This is a genomic window from Streptomyces sp. NPDC002870 (assembly GCF_042888505.1).
In the GTDB taxonomy this organism is placed as follows: domain Bacteria; phylum Actinomycetota; class Actinomycetes; order Streptomycetales; family Streptomycetaceae; genus Streptomyces.
Window position 1 is genome coordinate 117935 of record NZ_JBIAPW010000012.1, and the last position, 19338, is coordinate 137272.

Here is a 19338-nt window from a genome sequence, read left to right on the forward strand (position 1 = left end):
GTGACGGTTACCCGGCTACTGCTTGGCCACGAAGACGTGCGACGCGACATCCGCCGCCAGCTCCGCCGCCTCGCCGCTGCTGCCCACCAGCACCCCGCCCGCGGACTCCGTCACGCTCACCACCGAGCCGGGCTGCACGCCCGCCCGCCGCAGTGTGTACATCAGCTGGGCGTCCGTCTGGATCGGTTCGCCGATACGGCGCACGACCACGGTCTTGCCGTCCGCGCCCGGGTGCAGGTCCGCCAGCGACACCATGCCGTCGTCCAGGAACGGGTCGGCCTCCGCCTTCTCGCCCAGCTCCTCCAGGCCCGGGATCGGATTGCCGTACGGCGACTCCGTGGGGTGGCGCAGCAGCTCAAGCACGCGCCGCTCCACCGCCTCGCTCATCACATGCTCCCAGCGACACGCCTCCGCGTGGACCTGCTCCCACTCGAGGCCGATCACGTCGACAAGCAGGCACTCGGCGAGTCGGTGCTTGCGCATCACGCGCGTCGCCAGCCGCCGGCCCTCCTCGGTCAGCTCCAGGTGGCGGTCGCCGGCGACTGTCACCAGGCCGTCCCGCTCCATACGCGCCACGGTCTGGCTGACCGTCGGACCGCTCTGGTCGAGTCGCTCGGCGATACGGGCGCGCATGGGCACCACGCCTTCCTCTTCCAGCTCGAGGATGGTGCGGAGATACATCTCCGTCGTGTCGATCAGTCCGGACATACGTGCCCCTCGATGGAATCGTGCGCTGCGGCCCCGACTCAATTCTGACTCATCCCACTGACAACCGTGCCGTGCCGGGGAAAGCCAGTCGCAGAGCCGTATTGACAGGGCAATGGTCCAGACCGCAACGTGATCCGCGGCACGGGTATTCCCGCCGCGTGCCATGTGGTCGTTCCCCCTGCGTTACCTGCGTACGCATCCACCCTGCGGAAAGGGCTCGGCGATGAGCGAAAGCAAGCTGGCCGGTCACTTCTTCGACGCCGCGATCGGTCTGCTGCAGCGCGTACGGGACGAGGAGACGGCCAACATCGCGGCCGCCGGGGTCGCGATCGCCGACACCGTCGCGGCGGGCGGGCGGCTCTTCGCCTTCGGCGCCGGGCACTCCTCGCTCGCGGCGCAGGATGTCGTCTACCGGGCCGGCGGCCTCGCCGTGATGAACCTGCTCGCCGTCCCCGGCGTCGTCGGGGTCGACGTCATGCCGGCGACGCTCGGCTCCGCTCTGGAGCGGGTGAACGGGCTCGCGGGGGCGGTCCTCGACTCCAGCCCGGCCAGGTCCGGCGACCTACTGGTGATCATCTCGCTGTCCGGGCGGAACGCGCTGCCGGTGGAGATGGCGATGAACGCGCGGGCGCTCGGGCTCAAGGTCATCGGCGTGACGTCGGTCGCGTACACGCGGGAGACGAGGTCCCGGCACATGTCCGGCACATTCCTCAAGGACCACTGCGACATCGTGCTCGATTCGAAGATCGCGGTCGGGGATGCGGAGCTGACGCACGAGGGGATCGAGGCGCCGTTCGCGCCGGCGTCGACGGTCGTGACGAGCGCGCTGATGCAGGCGACGGTGGCCGCGGCGGCGGAGAGCCTGGTGGAGCGCGGGATCGAGCCTCCGCTGCTGAGGTCGGGGAATGTGGACGGCGGGCACGAGTGGAATGGGCGCGTGATGAGTGAGTACGGGGACCGGATCTTCTTCCGCCACTAGGCCCCGCCCCCGACGTGCCAGGTGGTCTGGCAGGAGTACCCGCCGACGCTGACCTGTCCCGCGCCACTCTCCCGCGTCAGTCGTCAGTCCTCCCGCGTCACCGCCGCCACATCCAGCGCCGACGCCGTCAGTACCGCCATGCTCTCCGCGTACATCGCGTCCGGGCGTTCGAACGCCGGGCGGCTCGCTCCGCGCAGGAACGTCACCACACCCAGCGTCCGGCCCCGGCTCCGCAGCACCGTGCACAGCGCGTGCACCGCGTCCCCGGGCCACCGGCGCTCCGCCGCCCAGTCGCCGGCCGGCTTACCCGTGGGCGCGCTCGCCCGCACCGAGCCGTTGCGGTCGGCCGCCTGGAGCGCCGGGTGGCCCGATGGGTAGCGCACCGGGATGCCGCCGCCCACCACCGGGACGCACGGGCCCGGCGCGCCCGACGGGGTCGCCGCCGCGCGGATCAGGCGTACGCCGTCCGGTTCTGCCAGGTCGATCAGCGCATGGTCGGCGAAGCCCGCCAGCGCGAAGTCCAGATACGCCGTCGCCGCCTCCATCGGGTCCTCGCACTCCGCGGCGGCCCGCCCCGCCCGGTGCAGCTGGCTCGACCGGAAGCGCAGCCGGTCCGCCTCCTGCTCGGCCAGCTTCGACTCGGTCACGTCGTGGAACAGCCACCCCACGCCGAGCGGCACCGGCTCCTCCGCCAGCGGTGAGGCCAGCCGCAGGAACCCGCTGCGCCAGCACCGCCGCCGCTCCGCGTCGCCCGTGCCCAGCGTCACCCACAGCTCCACGAGCCCCCGCGGCGCACCCTCCGCCAGCACATGGTGGAGCGCGCCCTCCAGCTCCTCCACGCCCTGGACGACCAGCTCACCCAGCGGCCGCCCGAGCGGAGAGGTACGCCCCGCGCCGAGGGCGCGCGACGCATAGCCGTTGATGACGGTCGGCCGCAGGTCCACGTCGACCAGGACGACACCCCAGGACGCGTCCTCGAAGAGCGCCTCGCTGAGCGCGATCGACCGCTCCAGGTCGATCTGGGCATGCACCTCGCTGAAGGCGCAGTAGACCCCCGCCGGTTTGCCGTCCGCTCCGAGGACCCGCGCCGACTGGGTCCGTACGAGAACCCGACCGCCGTCCTTGCGCAGCAGCGCGAACTCGTGGACCTGCCGCCCCGGCCCGTCCATCGCGGCCATCAGCCGCCCCTGCACCTCCTCGGCGTCGGCGGTCCGAACCGCCCACCCGGCGAACCCGTGCCGCCCCACGGCCTCCTCGGACGACCACCCGAGAATCCGCTCGGCCTCGCGGTTCCAGTGCGTGATCGTGCCGTCGGCGTCGAACGCACAGAGTGCGGCGTCCATCCCGTCGAGCAGCGCGGCAAGCAGCTCCGCCCCTGCCCCCGCCACCGGCGGTCCCCCGCCCTCGGGCACCGGCTCGTCAGGCCCGAGCGCGTTGGTGGTCTCACTCCTGGAAGCACTCATCCCGGACCCCCTGCAGGACGCCTCCGCGCATGCTGATGCACGTCAGATCATTCAACTGGAACGTGACGCAGGACACATAGGATTCCCCAAAATCTTTCTACCCCCGATTAATTCGGTTGATCCTCGATTCGACGCTTCCTAAGGTGTGGGCCACACGGTGAAAGGAGGTGATCCGGAAGTGAAGTCGTTTCGGATGCGTGAGGTGACTGCGGGCTGACGGCCCGTCGTCGCACTCTGTGTGCAGCCGACTGACCGTCGGCCGAAATTCCAAGCAGTCACCGACCCGCGGGCTCGCCGGCACATCCGGCCGGCTCCTCTCCGGAGGAACCAGAGCCCGCGGGTTTCTGCGTTTCCGGGCCCAGAGCTTCCGGGCCCAGAGCTGCCAGGAGCCTTCTCCGCCTAGAGTTTCCATCGGGAACTCACGGAGGTGCCGGCCATGGCCAGATCAGTACCCGAGCGCGACGCCGCATGTGCCGTCGCGCAGGCCGCCGCCGTGATCGGCGACTGGTGGAGCCTTCTGCTCGTACGCGAGAGCGCACGCGGCCGGTACCGCTTCGACGAGCTCCAGCAGGAGCTGGACATCTCCAGGAAGGTCCTCACCGAGCGACTGAACCACCTCGTCGGCAGCGGCGTTCTGGAGAAGGTCCCCTACCAGCAGGGACCCGTCCGATACGAGTACCGGCTCACCGACACCGGACGCGCGCTGCTCCCGGTGCTCGTGTCCATGCAGGACTGGGCCGACCGCTGGCTGCTCGGCGACGGCACGCTCACCGCATCCGCCGACGAGCACAGCGCCGAGGCACACCGGCTGCTCGGGCTGCCCGGCACGCGGCTGCCGCGGATCGTGCTGCCCGCGCACACCGGCGGCGAGCTGGATCCGGTGGACGCGCGGGCTGCGGCCACCGTGCTGTTCTGCTATCCGGCCACCGGGCGGCCGAGCCCGCTGCCGGACGGCTGGGACGACATCCCGGGGGCGGTCGGCTGCACCCTGGAGAACCGGCTGTTCCGCGACGCGTACGGCGATTTCACCGCGGCGGGCGTCGCGGTACGTGGGGTGAGCACCCAGCGGCCCGACGAGCAGCGCGCCTTCGCCGCCGCCGAGGACATTCCCTTCCCGCTGCTCTCCGACATGGACACCCGGCTGTCGGCGGCGCTGCGGCTGCCGACCTTCCGGGCGGGGCAGGCGCTGCGACTGAAGCGGGCGGTGCTGGTGGTGGACCGGGAGCGGGCCGTCCGGCATGTGCAGTTCCCGGTGACCGACATCCCGGAAGCGGTCAGCACCGCGCTGCGACAGGGCCGGCAGCTGTCAGGGTGACAGGCGCTCGACCCGCCAGCCCGGCTCCGTACGGACATACCGCAGCCGGTCGTGCAGCCGGTTCTCGTGGCCCTGCCAGAACTCCACCGTCTGTGGATCGATCCGGTAGCCGCCCCACTCCGGCGGCGCGGGGACCTGCTCGCCCTCCGGGTAGCGGGTCGCCAACTCCTCGTATCGGCGCAGCAGTTCGTCGCGCGAGCCGATCACCGACGACTGCTCGCTCGCCCATGCGCCGAGCTGCGATCCGTGCGGACGGCTGCGGAAGTACGCGGCGGTCTCGTCCCGTCCGATACGGGCCGCGACGCCCGTGACGATGACTTGCCGGGCCAGCGGATGCCAGGGGAAGAGCAGCGAGACGTAGGGGTTGGCGGCGATCTCGCGGCCCTTGCGGGAGTCGTAGTTGGTGTAGAAGACGAAGCCGCGCGCGTCGTACTGCTTCAGCAGCACGGTGCGGGAGGACGGGCGGCCGTCGGGGGTGGCGGTGGAGACGATCACGGCGTTCGGCTCGTGCAGCCCCCCGGAAGTGGCGTCCTTGAACCAGCGGGCGAACTGGTCCATGGGGTCGGCGGCCAGATCCGTCTCCAGGAGCGGGGTGGAGCGGTACTGCTCCCGCATGACGGCGGGGTCGTGCGAGCCGGCTTCCGGGTCCGGAACGACGGGGTCCGGGACGACGGGGCCTGAGCCGGCGGCTCCTGAGGCGGCTCCAGAGCCGGCGGCTCCAGAGCCGGCTCCGGAAGCGGCGGGATGCGGGGCGGCGGCCCGGGAAGCGGCGGCCGCCGTGGCGGGGTCCGGGACGGCTGCGGGGTCCGGGACTGCGCGTCCCAGCGCGGCGAGATCGTGGTCGGTCACGGTGCCATCCTGCCGCAGAGGCCGAGTTTGCCCGGCACGGAGTGCCGCTAATCCTCCCCGCCCGAAATGGGGCAGTGTGCCGGATGTCACGCTTCCCCGCATCAGCCGGACCCGCCAAAATCTTGGGTCGGGCCACTGTGGCCTCCATACAGCAGGGGATATCGTGCCTGCCTCCCGGCGTTTGGGTGACCACCAGCCGCTCGGGGCATCACCGGGGTGACAGATCCACACCCACACCGACCACCGGCGACCCACGCCTGTCGCACACATCTCGAGGAGCCGCCTGATGTCCGACTTCGTACCTGGACTCGAAGGAGTCGTCGCGTTCGAAACGGAGATCGCCGAACCCGACAAGGAAGGCGGGGCGCTCCGTTACCGAGGCGTCGACATCGAGGATCTAGTGGGGCACGTTTCCTTCGGGAACGTATGGGGGCTGCTGGTCGACGGCGCCTTCAATCCCGGCCTGCCGGCCGCCGAGCCCTTCCCGATCCCCGTGCACTCCGGCGACATCCGCGTCGATGTGCAGTCCGCGCTGGCGATGCTTGCGCCGGTGTGGGGTCTGAAACCGTTGCTGGACATCGACGAGGCGGAAGCCCGCGACGATCTTGCGCGGGCAGCCGTCATGGCCCTTTCGTACGTGGCACAGAGTGCGCGCGGCCAGGGGCTGCCGATGGTCCCGCAGAAGGAGATCGACAAGGCGCAGTCCGTCGTCGAGCGGTTCATGATCCGCTGGCGCGGGGAGCCGGACCCGCGGCACGTCAAGGCCGTCGACGCGTACTGGACCTCGGCCGCCGAGCACGGCATGAACGCCTCCACGTTCACCGCGCGCGTCATCGCGTCCACCGGCGCGGATGTCGCCGCCGCGCTGTCCGGTGCGGTCGGCGCGATGTCGGGGCCGCTGCACGGCGGGGCGCCCTCCCGCGTCCTCGGCATGATCGAGGAGATCGAGCGGACCGGGGACGCGACGGCGTACGTCAAGCGGGCCCTCGACAACGGCGAGCGGCTGATGGGCTTCGGCCACCGGGTCTACCGCGCAGAGGACCCGCGGGCGCGCGTCCTTCGCCGTACGGCCAAGGAGCTCGACGCGCCGCGCTTCGAGGTCGCGGAGGCACTGGAGAGGGCCGCGCTGGAGGAGCTGCACAACCGCCGCCCGGACCGGGTGCTGGCGACGAACGTGGAGTTCTGGGCGGCGATCATGCTGGACTTCGCCGAGGTCCCCGCGCACATGTTCACCTCGATGTTCACCTGCGCCCGTACCGCGGGCTGGTCGGCGCACATCCTGGAGCAGAAGCGGACGGGCCGGCTGGTGCGGCCGTCCGCGCGGTACGTCGGTCCCGGTACCCGGGACCCGCGCGAGATCGTCGGCTACGACGACATCGCCGACTGAGTCGCTGCGTCCGCTACGGCGCCGCGCCCCTGCTCAGGCGGGGGTGCGGCGCCGTACGCGTGTCACGCGGGGGTACGGCGGCATGCGCCTGTCACGCGGGGACGAGCAGGTCCTGGTGGTGACGCGCGGCGACCTGAGGGTGGGCCCGGAGCCGGGGCGGGGAGTTGGTCACCCATGGCCCCCATGGTCACCCGTGGTCCTGCAGCCCCTCCTCGACAAGCGCCGCCCACTGTGACACCACCCTCCGGCGGCGCGCGGCGTCGTCCGTGAGGAGGTTGGCGAGGCCCAGGCCGCGGGCCATGTCCAGCAGGCCCTGGACCGTTTCCCGTACGCCCGGACGTGACTCGTCCGCGTTCAGCAGCTGAACCGCGATCCGGTGGGTCTCGCGGCCCACCTTCGCCTCCAGCTCCGTCACCCGCGATCGCAGCTGCTCCTCGTTGGAGGCGGCCACCCACAGGTGCAGCGCCGCCCGGAACAGCGGCCCCGTATAGAGGTCGACCAGCGCCGCCACGACCGCTGTGCGGTCCTGCGTCGGGAGCGCGCGCAGCGCCTGTGAGCGCTCTTCCGCGACGTACTCCACGGCCGCCGTGAACAGGTCCTCCCTGGTCGGGAAGTGGTGCTGCGCCGCGCCGCGCGAGACTCCGGCCCGCTCGGCGACCGCCGAGACGGTCGAGCCCGCCCAGCCGTGTTCGGCGAGGCAGGCCACCGCGGCTTCCAGCAGCCGCTGCCGCGTCGCCCGGCTGCGGTCCTGCTTCGGAGAGGTCACAACGCCCATGCGGGATCCCGCCGTTCGAGGAAGGCCGCCATCCCCTCGCGCGCCTCCGCGGACGCGAAGAGCGACGCCGAACGCTGCACCAGGTCCTCGGCGTCCCGGTCGAAGGCCTCGATGAGCCGGGCCGCGAGCAGCTCCTTCGACGCGGCCAGCCCCTGCGGCGACGCCCCTCGCAGCCCGTCGAGCACCGGGGCGAGCGCCTCGTCCACATCGTCCGCGGCGAGCGTGAGCAGCCCGGCCCGTACCGCCTCCGCCGCGTCGAAGCGCTCCCCGGTGAGGTAGTAGCGCTCGGCCGCGCGCGGGTCCATCCGCGGCAGCAGGGGCAGCGAGATGACGGCCGGCGCGACCCCGATGCGTACCTCGGTGAACGCGAAGTCGGCCCCCGTGGACGCGGCCGCGATGTCGCAGGCGCCGAGCAGGCCGAGGCCCCCTGCCCGCACATGCCCGGTGACGCGGGCCACCACCGGTTTGGGCAGCGTGACGATCTGCCGCAGCAGACCGACGAAGGTGTACGGATTGGGCGGGGCCTTGAGATCCGCGCCCGCGCTGAACGTGGACCCGGTGTGGGTGAGGACGACGGCACGTACGGACTCGTCCTTGGCGCAGTCCGCCAGCGCCTCGCCGAGCTCGCCGACGAGCCGCGCCGACAGGGCGTTGCGGTTCGCCGGCGAGTCCAGCGTCAGAGTGGTGATGCCTCGCTCGTGTGCGGTGGCGAGAAGCGTCAGGCGTTGTGTCACGTGTTCTCCCTGTCCCGGTTCCTCAGTTCACGCCTGAGGATCTTCCCCGAGGCGGCACGCGGCACCCCGCCGATGAACTCGACGCGCCGGATCTTCTTGTACGGCGCCACGCGCCCGGCGACAAAGGTTATGACGTCGTCCTCTGTGAGGTTTTCTGCACCCACCTGCCGTACGACGTACGCCTTCGGGATCTCGTTCCGGTCCGCGTCGTACACGCCGATCACCGCCGCGTCCGCGATGCCTTCGTGCGTGAGCAGCAGCGCCTCCAGCTCGGCCGGGGCGACCTGGAAACCCTTGTACTTGATCAGTTCCTTGACCCGGTCCACGACGAAGAGCCAGCCGTCGGCGTCGACGCGCCCGACGTCGCCGGTGTGCACCCAGCCGTCGGCGTCGATCATCTCCGCGGTGGCGTCCGGCCGGCCGAGGTAGCCCTTCATCACCTGCGGGCCGCGGATCACGATCTCGCCGACCTCGCCGACGCCGACGTCCTTGCCGGGTTCATCGAGGGAGACGAGCCGCATCTCGGTCGAGGCGATGAGCTTTCCGACGGTGCCGGGCGGCGGGTTCGGGGCGCCCAGCGGCACGACATGGGTGCCGGGCGAGAGTTCGGTCATGCCGTACGCCTGGCAGATGGGCGGGAGCCCGAGCCGCTGTGAGCAGGCCGCGGCCAGTTCGGCGTCCAGGGGGGCGGCCGAGCAGATGATGTACTCCAGCGAGGACAGGTCGTACTGCGCGACAGCCGGGTGCTTGGCCAGGGCGAGGACGATCGGCGGCGCGACGTACAGGCCGTTGATGCGGTGCTTCTCGATCGCCGCGAGGAAGGTGTCGAGCTCGAAGCGGGGCAGCACGACGACGGTGGCGCCGTTGCGCAGCGGGGCGTTCATCAGGGCGGTGAGGCCGTAGATGTGGAAGAAGGGCAGCACCGCCAGGATGCGGTCACCCGGGCTCATCGGCATCAGCGGATAGAGCTGGGCGAGGTTGGTGGCGATGGAGCGGTGCGTGAGCATCACGCCCTTGGGGACGCCGGTGGTGCCGGAGGAGTACGGCAGGGCGGCGATGTCCGCGGACGGGTCGATGGCGACATCGGGCTCGGGTGCGGTCGAGCCGAGCATGTCGAGCATGCTCACATGCCCGTCGGCGCGGTCGCAGACGAAGATCTCCTCGATGCCCGCGGCCAGTTCAGCGGCCCTGCGGGCGATCTCGAGCAGCGGTGAGACGGTGACGATCCAGCGCGCGGAGGAGTCGCGGAGCTGCTTCGCGAACTCCTCCGGCGTGGCGAGCGGATGGACGGTGGTGACGGAGGCGCCGGCGCGGGTGGCCCCGTAGAAGACGGCGGGGTACGCCACGGTGTTGGGGCTGTGCAGGGCGAGGACGTCGCCCTTGCGCAGGCCCGCGTCGGCGAGCGAGGCGGCGATCCGCCGGTGGAACAGGTCGAGCTGCGCGTACGTGACGGTGGTGCCGTTGACGCCGTCGACCAGGGCGCTCGTGCCGCCGAACTCGGCGGCCCGCCCGAGCACCGCGTCGTGGATCGGCTCGACAACGGCCGGGACATCTGCGTACTCGCTGTGAAACACGCTCCGAAACACCATGACGGCCCCCTCGCTGTGTGGACGGCCAGAATCGCCTGTGTCAGTACGACTTGGGGAGACCCAGGGACTGGTGAGATACGTAATTGAGGATCATCTCGCGGCTGACCGGCGCGATCCTGGCGACGCGGGCCGCGGTGACGAGCCGGGCGAGGCCGTACTCGCGGGTGAGACCGTTGCCACCGAGGGTGTGGACGGCCTGGTCGACGGCCCTGACGCAGGCCTCACCGGCGGCGTACTTGGCCATGTTGGCGGCCTCACCCGCGCCGACGTCGTCGCCCGCGTCGTAGAGGGCGGCGGCCTTCTGCATCATCAGGCGGGCGAGTTCGAGCTCGATGTGGGCCTGGGCGAGGGGGTGGGCGATGGCCTGGTGCGCGCCGATGGGGTCCTTCCAGACCTGGCGGGTCTTGGCGTACTCGATCGCCCGCGCGAGGGCATAGCGCCCCATGCCGATGCCAAAGGCGGCGGTCATGATGCGTTCGGGGTTGAGCCCGGCGAAGAGCTGGAGGAGGCCGGCGTCCTCGTCCCCGACGAGGGCGTCCTCGGGGAGGCGGACGTCGTCGATGACGAGCTCGAACTGCTTCTCCTGGGCGGCCAGTTCCATGTCGATCCGGGAGCGCTGGAAGCCTTCGGCGTCCCGGGGGACGATGAAGAGGCAGGGCTTGAGCTTGCCGGACCTGGCATCCTCCGTCCGTCCGACGATGAGGGTGGCGTCGGCGATGTCGACGCCGGAGATGAAGACCTTGCGCCCGTTGAGTACCCAGCCGTCGCCGGTCCGGCGGGCGGTCGTGGTGATCCGGTGGGAGTTCGACCCGGCGTCGGGCTCGGTGATGCCGAAGGCCATGGTGAGGCTGCCGTCGGCGAGTCCGGGCAGCCACTGCCGCTTCTGCGCTTCGGTGCCGAAGCGGGCGATGACGGTGCCGCAGATGGCGGGCGAGACGACCATCATGAGGAGGGGGCAGCCGGCCGCGCCCAACTCCTCCAGCACGATGGACAGTTCCTGCATCCCACCCCCGCCGCCGCCGTGCTCCTCGGGAAGGTTCACCCCGAGGTAGCCGAGCTTGGCGGCCTCGGCCCACAGCTCTTCGCGGTCGTATCCGCGTCCGTGCCGCTGCCCGAGCGCGGCGACGGCGGCGCGCAGTGCGGTGTGCTCCTGGGTCTCTACGGTGCTCATGCTTCCTCCTGTACGTCTGCGTCCTGTACGTCTGCGTTCTGTACGACGGCGAGCAGGGCGCCGACCTCGACCTGACGGCCGGGCTCGGCGTGGAGTGCGGTGAGGGTGCCGGAGGCGGGCGAGAGGATGCGGTGCTCCATCTTCATGGCCTCGAGCCATACGAGCGGCTGCCCCTGAGTCACCTGCACCCCTTCGGCCAGCCCTTCCCCGACCCGTACGACGGTTCCGGGCATGGGCGCGAGCAACGAGCCGGGCCGGGTCCTTTCCCGGGGTTCGGTGAACCGCGGCCGCACGGGCAGGGCGTACGCGCCGGCGGGACTGTCGACGTGGACGAAACCGTCGCCGTGCTCGGTGACGTCGAAGGGGCGCACGACGCCGTCGACCTCGAGCCGGACACGGTGGGGGGTGACGTGGACGACGCGCACGCCTGGGTCGTCGACGAGGAGGAACCCGTCCCGGGTGCGGCGGTACCGGACTTCGTGCGGGCCGTAGGCCTTGACCTGCGGCTGGGAGTGGAGGTTCCGCCACGCCCCGCGGCGTCCGGCGGCGTCGGCGAGCGCGGCGGCGACGGCCGCGTACCGCTCGCCGTCACCGGGGGCGGTGAGCGCGTCCAGGTTCCGCTCGTAGAACCCGGTGTCGAGCTGCGCGCCGGTGAACTCGGGGTGCTCCAGGGACCGTACGAGCAACGCCCGATTGGTGACGGGCCCGTGCACACGGGCCCGCCGCAGCGCGTGGGCGAGCCGCCGCACGGCCTGGTCCCTGGTGGGGCCCCAGGCGATGACTTTGGCGATCATGGGGTCGTAATGCACGCCGATGGAGTCACCGGCGACGAACCCGGTGTCGACGCGCACCCACGGGGCACCGTAAACGGCCTCCCCACCCGCGCGCAGCGTCGGGCCGTCCGAGTCACCCGCACCGCCCGCGCGCAGCGCCGGGCGGACGGCATCGTCGCGGGACACCGGCCCGACGGCCGACGGACCGTCCGGGCCCTGGGCCGCCGGGCCCTGGCCCGCGCGCAGCGTCGGGCGGACGGCATCGTCGCGGGACGCCGGCCCCGCGGCCGACGGACCGCCATGGCCCCCGCCCGCGCGCAGCGTCGGGCCGTCCTCGGGGGCTTGGGGGGTTCGACCCCCCGCATTCATGGGCTGGTGGGTGGGAAAGACCCCCGGCACCTCGAGTGCATGCAGCACCCCCGTCTGCGGCGTCCACCCCTTCGACGGATCCTCCGCGTACAGCCTCGCCTCCACCGCGTGCCCCCGCCCCGCCGGCGGGCCCGGTGGCAGCGCCTCGCCCTCCGCCACGCGCAGTTGCAGCGCCACCAGGTCGATGCCGAACACCGCCTCCGTGACCGGGTGTTCCACCTGGAGGCGGGTGTTCATCTCGAGGAAGTGGGCCCGGCCCTCCGGCGAGATCAGGAACTCCACCGTTCCCGCGCCCCGGTAGCCCACCGCCCGCGCCGCCGTCACCGCCGACTCGTGCAGCGTCGCGACCAGCGCGTCGGCCAGGCCCGGTGCCGGGGACTCCTCGATCACCTTCTGGTGGCGGCGCTGGAGCGAGCAGTCGCGGGTGCCGAGCGCCCACACCGTGCCGTACGCGTCCGCCAGCACCTGCACTTCCACATGGCGGCCACGCTCGATGTACGGCTCCAGGAACACCTCGCCGTCGCCGAAAGCCGACGCCGCCTCCGACCGGGCCGCCTCCAACTCACCGGCCAGCGAAGCCAGTTCGCGGACGACACGCATGCCCCGGCCGCCACCCCCCGCCGCCGCCTTCACCAGCAGCGGCAGGTCCGAATCCGTCACCGCCGACGGGTCCAGCGGCGCGCCGCCCATCAGCTCCTTCGCCCGCGTCTTGGACGCCATCGCCTCGATGGCCTCCGGCGGCGGGCCGACCCACACCAGCCCCGCGTCCGTCACCGCCCGCGCGAACTCCGCGTTCTCGGACAGGAAGCCGTACCCCGGATGCACCGCGTCCGCTCCCGCCGCGAGCGCCGCCTTCACGATCAGGTCGCCGCGCAGATACGTGTCCGCCGGCGCCGCCCCCGGCAGCCGTACCGCCGCGTCCGCCTCCCGGACGTGCAGCGCGGAGGCGTCCGCGTCGGAGTACACCGCGACCGTCGAGACGCCCAGCTCACGGCAGGTACGAAAGACCCGGCACGCGATCTCGCCCCGGTTCGCGACAAGGACAGAAGTGATCATCGTCAAGCCCTCACATCCGGAAGACGCCGAAGCCGCCGCGCGCGCCCTCGACCGGTGCCGTGTGGATCGCGGACAGGCACAGACCCAGCACCGTCCGCGTGTCGCGCGGGTCGATGACCCCGTCGTCGTACAGCCGCCCCGACAGGAACATCGGCAGCGATTCGGACTCGATCTGCTGCTCGACCATGGCGCGCAGCCCCGCGTCCGCCTCCTCGTCGTACGGCCGGCCCTTCGCCGCCGCCGACGCCCGGGCGACGATCGAGAGCACGCCCGCCAGCTGCTGCGGGCCCATCACCGCCGACTTCGCGCTCGGCCACGCGAAGAGGAACCTCGGGTCGTACGCCCGACCGCACATCCCGTAGTGCCCCGCCCCGTACGACGCCCCCATCAGCACCGACAGATGCGGGACCTTCGAGTTCGACACCGCGTTGATCATCATCGCGCCGTGCTTGATGATGCCGCCCTGCTCGTACTCCTTGCCGACCATGTAGCCGGTGGTGTTGTGCAGGAAGACCAGCGGCACATCCCGCTGGTTGGCGAGCTGGATGAACTGCGCCGCCTTCTGGGACTCCTCGCTGAACAGCACGCCCTGCGCGTTGGCCAGCACCCCCACCGGATAGCCGTGCAGCCGCGCCCACCCGGTCACCAGGCTCGTCCCGTACAGCGGCTTGAACTCGTCGAAGTCCGAGCCGTCGACGATCCGCGCCACGACCTCGCGCGGGTCGAAGGGGGTACGCAGATCCTCGGGCACGATGCCGAGGAGTTCCTCCTCGTCGTACTTGGGCGGCTCGGCGGGCGACGGATCGGCGTGCGCCTTGCGCCAGTTGAGGCGCGCGACCACCCGCCGCGCCTGCCGCAGCGCGTCCGCCTCGTCGAGAGCGAAGTAGTCGGCGAGGCCCGACGTACGCGCGTGCATCTCCGCTCCGCCGAGCGACTCGTCGTCGCTCTCCTCCCCCGTCGCCATCTTCACCAGCGGCGGTCCGCCGAGGAAGACCTTCGACCGCTCCTTGATCATGATGGTGTGGTCGGACATCCCGGGTACGTACGCCCCGCCCGCCGTCGAGTTCCCGAAGACCACCGCGATCGTCGGAATCCCGGCCGCCGACAGCCGGGTGAGATCCCGGAAGAGCGCACCGCCGGGGATGAAGATCTCCTTCTGGGACGGCAGATCCGCGCCGCCTGACTCGACAAGAGAGATACAGGGCAGCCGGTTGGCGTACGCGATCTCGTTGGCGCGCAGGGCCTTCTTCAGCGTCCAGGGGTTGGACGCCCCGCCGCGCACGGTCGGGTCGTTTGCCGTGATCAGGCACTCGACGCCCTCCACCACACCGATTCCGGTGACCATCGACGCGCCGACCGGATACTCGCTGCCCCACGCGGCTAGCGGGGACAGCTCCAGAAAGGGCGTGTCCGGATCGAGGATCAGCTCGATGCGTTCGCGAGCGAGGAGCTTGCCGCGCCCCCGGTGCCGTGCGACGTACTTCTCGCCGCCGCCCGCGAGCGCCTTGGCGTGCTCGGCGTCCAGCTCGGCGAGCCTGCCGAGCATGGCGTCGCGGCGGGCGGTGAATTCGGGACCGGCGGGGTCGACGGCCGAGGCGAACACGGTCACAGCAGAACCTCCGGGATGTCGACGTAGCGCGAACGGAGCCACTCGCCGAGCGCCTTGGCCTGCGGGTCGAACCGGGCCTGCGCGGCGACGCCTTCGCCGAGGATGCCTTCGACGACGAAGTTCAGGGCGCGCAGATTCGGCAGGACATGGCGTACGACGCTCAGCCCGGCAGTCTCCGGGAGCAGCGCGCGGAAGCGGTCCACGGTCAGCTCGTGGGCGAGCCAGCGCCAGGCGTCGTCGGAACGCGCCCACACCCCGACGTTGGCGTCGCCGCCCTTGTCGCCGCTGCGGGCGCCGGCGATCAGGCCGAGCGGCGCGGCGCGACGAGGCCCGTCGGGCAGCGGATCCGGCAGGACGACTGGCGGCGCATCCGGCAGCCGGGGTCCGCTGTCGGCCGGTTCGACCTCCTTCGTACGTACGGGAGTCGGCACCGCGAACTGCCGCCCGTCGGGCAGTACGGCCGTATGCGGAACCTCTGCCGCGTCGACGTACTCGGCCTCGAAGACCCCGTACGGCGCGCCCTTCCCCGGCGGGGCCGTCACATGGAAGCCCGGATAGCTGCCGAGCGCCAGCTCGATCGCCGCGCCGCTCACCGCACGCCCGACCCTGTCCGGGTCGCTGTCGCGCACGACGAGGCGCAGATACGCGCTCGCCCGCTCCTCTGTGTCGCCGTCGGGCCGCTCGGTGCGTGCCAGTTCCCACCGCACGTCGGCCGGACGGTGCTTGCCGAGAGCGTCCTCCAACTGGTCCCGCACCAGGCGCGCCTTGGCCTCGATGTCGAGTCCTGTCAGCACGAACACGACTTCGTTGCGCCAGCCGCCGATCCGGTTGAGGCCGACTTTCAGGGTGGGCGGCGGGGCTTCGCCGCGTATGCCGGAGATCCGCACCCGGTCGTGACCGTCCTGCGCCAGCCGTACGGTGTCCAGGCGCGCGGTGACGTCGGGTCCCGCGTACCGCGCGCCCCCGGTCTCGTACAGCAGCTGCGCGGTGACCGTGCCGACGTCGACCAGACCGCCGGTGCCGTCGTGCTTGGTGATGACGGAGGTCCCGTCGGCGTGGATCTCGGCGATGGGGAAGCCGGGTCGGCGTACGTCGTGCCCGCTGAAGAACGCGTAGTTGCCGCCGGTGGCCTGCGTGCCGCACTCCAGCACGTGTCCGGCGACGACCGCGCCCGCGAGCGCGTCGTAGTCCTCGGGGCCCCATCCGAAGTGCGCGGCCGCGGGCCCGGTGACCAGGGCCGCGTCGGTGACCCGGCCGGTGACGACCACATCGGCGCCGGCGCGCAGGCACTCGGCGATGCCGGCGCCGCCGAGGTAGGCGTTGGCGGTGAGGGCGTCAGGGAAGCGGGCGGCGAGGTCGTCGCCCTCGACGTGGGCGACCTCGACGGGTACGCCGACGCGGTCCGCAAGCTCCCGCACGGCGTCGGCGAGGCCCGCCGGGTTGAGCCCGCCCGCGTTGGTGACGATCTTCACGCCTCGCTCGTGGGCGAGCCCGAGGCTCTCCTCCAGCTGCCGCAGGAAGGTCTTGGCGTAGCCGAGGCGAGGGTCCTTCAGCCGGTCGCGGCCGAGGATGAGCATGGTGAGTTCGGCCAGATAGTCCCCGGTCAGTACGTCCAGCGGCCCGCCGGTGAGCACGTCCCTGACCGCGTCGAAGCGGTCGCCGTAGAAGCCGGAGGCGTTGCCGATACGCAGTGGCCCGGTCATCAGCGGTCCCCCTTCGGCGCGCGGCCGGCGCCCGCCGGTCCCGCGAAAGCCTGCGCGATGTCCAGCCACCGGTCGGCGTCGGCGCCCTCGGCCCGTACCGCCAGGTCGTCGCGGTGCGCGCGCTGTGTCACCAGCAGACAGAAGTCGAGGGCGGGTCCGGTCACGCGCTGCTCGGAGTCCTCGGGGCCGTACGTCCACAGCTCCCCGCCCGGTCCGGTGAGCTCCACCCGGAACGGCTCGGCGGGCGGCGTCAGCCCGTGGACCTGATAGGCGAAGTTGCGTGCCCGCACCCCGATGTACGCGACGTGCCGCAGACGCGCGGTCGGTTCGCGTACGGCTCCGAGCGCGTCCGCGATGTCCTGACCGTGTGCCCAGGTCTCCATCAGCCGCGCCGTCGCCATCGAGGTGGCGCTCATCGGCGGCCCGTACCAGGGGAACTTGACGCCGGAGGGGGCCTCCATCAGGGCCTGCTGAAGCCGCTCGCGGCCGTCGCGCCAGTGGGCCAGCAGCGCGGCGGGGGGCAGTGCGGCACCGGCCTCCGCGCCCTCGTCGACGAAGGAGTCGGGCGCGGCGACGGCCTTCTCGACCTCGGCGGAGAAAGCCCCGGGATCGGTGACCGCGAGCAGGGCAGCGGTGTCCGTCCAGGCGAGGTGGGCGATCTGGTGGGCGATGGTCCAGCCGGGCGCGGGGGTCGCCCGCGACCACCCCTCGTCGTCCAACTCCCCGACCAACCGGTCGAGTTCATCACTTTCGCTGCGCAGGTCGTCGAGTACGGCTGCCGGGTCGGACACGGTGCGCTCCCTTAAGGACACGACGTTGTGTGTCCCGGAGCATGGCAGCGCCCACCAAAACAAGCAAGCATGCTTGCTTTGGGTCTTTCGCCTTTCAGAGAGCCTTTCTGGCCACCTGGGTCCGTACCGCACCCATGCTCGCCGCTATGACCAGCGCGATCGCCAACGCGTCCAGCGCGGAAAGGGCTTGATGCAGTAGGAAGAACCCGGCCGTCGCCGCGATCGCCGGCTCCAGGCTCATCAGCACCGCGAAGGTCGGGGCGGCCAGCCGGCGCAGCGCGAGCAGCTCCAGGGTGTACGGGAGGACGGACGACATCACCGCGACGGCGAGGCCGAGCCCGAGCGTGGACGGCACGATCAGCTTCGATCCGGCCTCGGCGATCCCGAGCGGCAGGCTCAGCACGGCTCCCACCGCCATGGCCAGCGCGAGTCCATCGGCCTGCGGGAACCGCCGGCCGGTGCGGGCGCTGAAGACGATGTACGCGGCCCACATCGCGCCCGCGGACAGCGCGAAGAGCGCGCCCACGGGGTCGAGCCGGTCGAAGCCGCCGCCGCTGAGCAGGACCACGCCGACAAGGGCCAGGCCCGCCCAGACGAGGTTGACCAGCCGCCGCGAGACGATCACCGAGAGCGCGAGCGGTCCGAGGACCTCGAAGGTGACCGCCGCGCCGAGCGGGATGCGGTCGACCGCCTGGTAGAAGAGGACGTTCATGGCGGCCATGGCGGCACCGAAGGCGACCACGGTGCCCCAGTCGGCGCGCGAATGCCCGCGGAGCCGCGGCCGGCAGACGACGAGCAGGACGAGCGCGGCGAGGACGAGCCGGAGGGTGACGACGCCGAGGGCTCCGGCCCGCGGCATAAGCAGTACGGCGATGGCCGCGCCGAACTGGACGGAGAGCGCACCGGCGACGACGAGCGCGACGGGCCCGACGGTGCGCCGGGAGCCCGGCGCACGGGCGGCACCCTCCAGGGCGACAGCACCCTCCAAGGCCGCGGCGGCTTCCGGCTCGTTGGGGACGACGGTGCGGCGAGACTCGTCCACCGGAAACCTCCCTCGATGCCTTTCGGCCGACGCCCTCCACGCTACGGGTCTTCGCGCGCTGCGTGAAATGCTTATTGGGCTGCCGTTATGCTCCACGTGCATGAGCATCGAGCTACGCCATCTCCGCTGCTTCCTGGCCATCGCGGAAGAGTCCAGCGTGACCAGGGCGGCGGCCCGGCTGCACATCACTCAGCCCGCGGTCTCCCGGTCGCTGGCCGCGCTGGAAAAGCACCTCGGCACCCGGCTCGTGGACCGCTCCACCCATCATCTCGCCCTCACCGCGGAGGGCCTGGTCTTCCGCGACAAGGCGGCGGCAGCGGTCGCCGCCTTCGACGACGCCCTGGACGTGGACCGGCTGCGCCGCGGGCCACTGCGGCTCGGCCACGCCTGGTCCGCTTTCGGCCCGTACACCACCCCACTGCTGCGCCGCTGGCACCAGGAGCACCCGGACACCCCGCTGGAACTCCTCCGCATCGACGACCGCACGGCGGGCCTCGCCCGCGGCGAGGTCGACGCGGCGGTCCTGCGCGGCCCGGTGGACACCCCCGGACTGGTGACCGAACTCCTCTTCACGGAACCCCGGGTGGCGGCGGTGACGTCGGACGGCCCCCTGGCGGCGCGTGCTTCTCTGGCACTCGCGGACCTGGCGGCGGGACCGGTGATCCTGAACCCGGTCTCGGGCCTGACGACGCTGGACCTCTGGCCCCTGGAGTCCCGCCCCACGAGGGTGCTCACGGTCGCGAACACGGACGACTGGCTGACGGCGATCGCGGCGGGCCGGGGGGCGGGGGCGTCGGTGGCCTCCACAGCGGAGATGCACCCGCACCCGGGGGTCGCGTACCTCCCGCTGTCGGACGCGCCACCGGCGCCGGTACTGCTGGCGTGGCGCGAGACGGCGCCGCATCCGGCGATCCCTCAACTGGCGGCGTTGGCCCGGGAGGTGGCGGCTCCGCAGTAGCTGGTGCAAGGGGAGACGCCCGCCGACCACGGACTGCGCATTCCTGCCCGTGAGACTCTCGTGGAAA

At 71.9% G+C, this 19338-nt stretch carries 16 protein-coding genes; 4 read left to right on the top strand and 12 right to left on the bottom strand.

Going from position 1 to position 19338, the window contains the following annotated elements; translation table 11 throughout:
• Positions 1-15: 15 nt before the first annotated feature.
• Positions 16-708, bottom strand: coding sequence for a metal-dependent transcriptional regulator (locus ACFYWY_RS17490; RefSeq protein ID WP_389186653.1), 693 nt, complete (start codon positions 706-708; stop codon positions 16-18).
• A gap of 223 nt (positions 709-931) precedes the next feature.
• Here ACFYWY_RS17490 and ACFYWY_RS17495 point away from each other — a divergent pair, with 223 nt between their 5' ends.
• The gene (locus tag ACFYWY_RS17495) at positions 932-1687 is read left to right on the top strand and encodes an SIS domain-containing protein (RefSeq protein WP_389186656.1); all 756 of its coding nucleotides are present in this window, start codon (positions 932-934) and stop codon (positions 1685-1687) included.
• A gap of 83 nt (positions 1688-1770) precedes the next feature.
• Here the strand turns inward: ACFYWY_RS17495 and ACFYWY_RS17500 are convergent, their stop codons facing one another.
• The gene (locus ACFYWY_RS17500; RefSeq protein ID WP_389186659.1) at positions 1771-3150 is read right to left on the bottom strand and encodes a PAS domain-containing protein; all 1380 of its coding nucleotides are present in this window, start codon (positions 3148-3150) and stop codon (positions 1771-1773) included.
• Positions 3151-3586: 436 nt separating this feature from the next.
• On the opposite strand from ACFYWY_RS17500, the gene ACFYWY_RS17505 reads away from it, so the two are divergent.
• Positions 3587-4465 carry a winged helix-turn-helix transcriptional regulator gene (locus ACFYWY_RS17505; RefSeq protein ID WP_389186662.1) on the top strand — a complete coding sequence of 293 codons (879 nt, stop codon included), beginning with the start codon at positions 3587-3589 and terminating at the stop codon, positions 4463-4465.
• Here the strand turns inward: ACFYWY_RS17505 and pdxH are convergent.
• A complete protein-coding gene (gene pdxH, locus ACFYWY_RS17510) occupies positions 4457-5080 on the bottom strand; it encodes a pyridoxamine 5'-phosphate oxidase (RefSeq protein WP_389186958.1) in 624 nt (207 codons plus the stop codon). The genes ACFYWY_RS17505 and pdxH overlap by 9 nt on opposite strands.
• Before the next feature lie 520 nt (positions 5081-5600).
• Between pdxH and ACFYWY_RS17515 the strand changes: the two genes are divergently transcribed.
• Positions 5601-6701 (top strand): citrate synthase 2, encoded by a 1101-nt coding sequence (locus tag ACFYWY_RS17515; RefSeq protein ID WP_389186665.1) that lies wholly within the window; start codon positions 5601-5603, stop codon positions 6699-6701.
• A gap of 187 nt (positions 6702-6888) precedes the next feature.
• Here the strand turns inward: ACFYWY_RS17515 and ACFYWY_RS17520 are convergent, their stop codons facing one another.
• The 9 genes from ACFYWY_RS17520 to ACFYWY_RS17560 form a co-directional block, all read right to left on the bottom strand.
• Positions 6889-7476, bottom strand: coding sequence for a TetR/AcrR family transcriptional regulator (locus tag ACFYWY_RS17520; protein WP_389186668.1), 588 nt, complete (start codon positions 7474-7476; stop codon positions 6889-6891).
• Complete coding sequence (locus ACFYWY_RS17525) at positions 7464-8210, bottom strand: enoyl-CoA hydratase family protein (protein ID WP_389186671.1); 747 nt, start codon at positions 8208-8210, stop codon at positions 7464-7466. The genes ACFYWY_RS17520 and ACFYWY_RS17525 overlap by 13 nt, the downstream gene beginning before the upstream one ends.
• Positions 8207-9799: a 4-coumarate--CoA ligase family protein gene (locus tag ACFYWY_RS17530; protein WP_389186674.1), complete on the bottom strand. Its 1593-nt coding sequence runs from the start codon at positions 9797-9799 to the stop codon at positions 8207-8209. Before ACFYWY_RS17530 ends, ACFYWY_RS17525 begins: the two co-directional genes overlap by 4 nt.
• Before the next feature lie 40 nt (positions 9800-9839).
• A complete protein-coding gene (locus ACFYWY_RS17535) occupies positions 9840-10970 on the bottom strand; it encodes an acyl-CoA dehydrogenase family protein (protein WP_389186677.1) in 1131 nt (376 codons plus the stop codon).
• Entirely contained in the window at positions 10967-13168 is a 2202-nt protein-coding gene (locus ACFYWY_RS17540) for an acetyl/propionyl/methylcrotonyl-CoA carboxylase subunit alpha (RefSeq protein WP_389186680.1), read from the bottom strand. Before ACFYWY_RS17540 ends, ACFYWY_RS17535 begins: the two co-directional genes overlap by 4 nt.
• A gap of 10 nt (positions 13169-13178) precedes the next feature.
• Positions 13179-14777, bottom strand: coding sequence for an acyl-CoA carboxylase subunit beta (locus tag ACFYWY_RS17545; RefSeq protein ID WP_389186683.1), 1599 nt, complete (start codon positions 14775-14777; stop codon positions 13179-13181).
• Positions 14774-16480: an acyclic terpene utilization AtuA family protein gene (locus ACFYWY_RS17550; protein WP_389186686.1), complete on the bottom strand. Its 1707-nt coding sequence runs from the start codon at positions 16478-16480 to the stop codon at positions 14774-14776. Before ACFYWY_RS17550 ends, ACFYWY_RS17545 begins: the two co-directional genes overlap by 4 nt.
• A complete protein-coding gene (locus ACFYWY_RS17555) occupies positions 16480-17271 on the bottom strand; it encodes a TIGR03084 family metal-binding protein (RefSeq protein ID WP_389186689.1) in 792 nt (263 codons plus the stop codon). The genes ACFYWY_RS17550 and ACFYWY_RS17555 overlap by 1 nt, the downstream gene beginning before the upstream one ends.
• Positions 17272-17365: 94 nt before the next feature.
• Positions 17366-18313 carry a DMT family transporter gene (locus ACFYWY_RS17560; RefSeq protein ID WP_389186692.1) on the bottom strand — a complete coding sequence of 316 codons (948 nt, stop codon included), beginning with the start codon at positions 18311-18313 and terminating at the stop codon, positions 17366-17368.
• A 100-nt stretch (positions 18314-18413) separates the two neighbouring features.
• Here ACFYWY_RS17560 and ACFYWY_RS17565 point away from each other — a divergent pair, with 100 nt between their 5' ends.
• Entirely contained in the window at positions 18414-19271 is an 858-nt protein-coding gene (locus ACFYWY_RS17565) for a LysR family transcriptional regulator (RefSeq protein WP_389186695.1), read from the top strand.
• Positions 19272-19338: the final 67 nt, after the last annotated feature.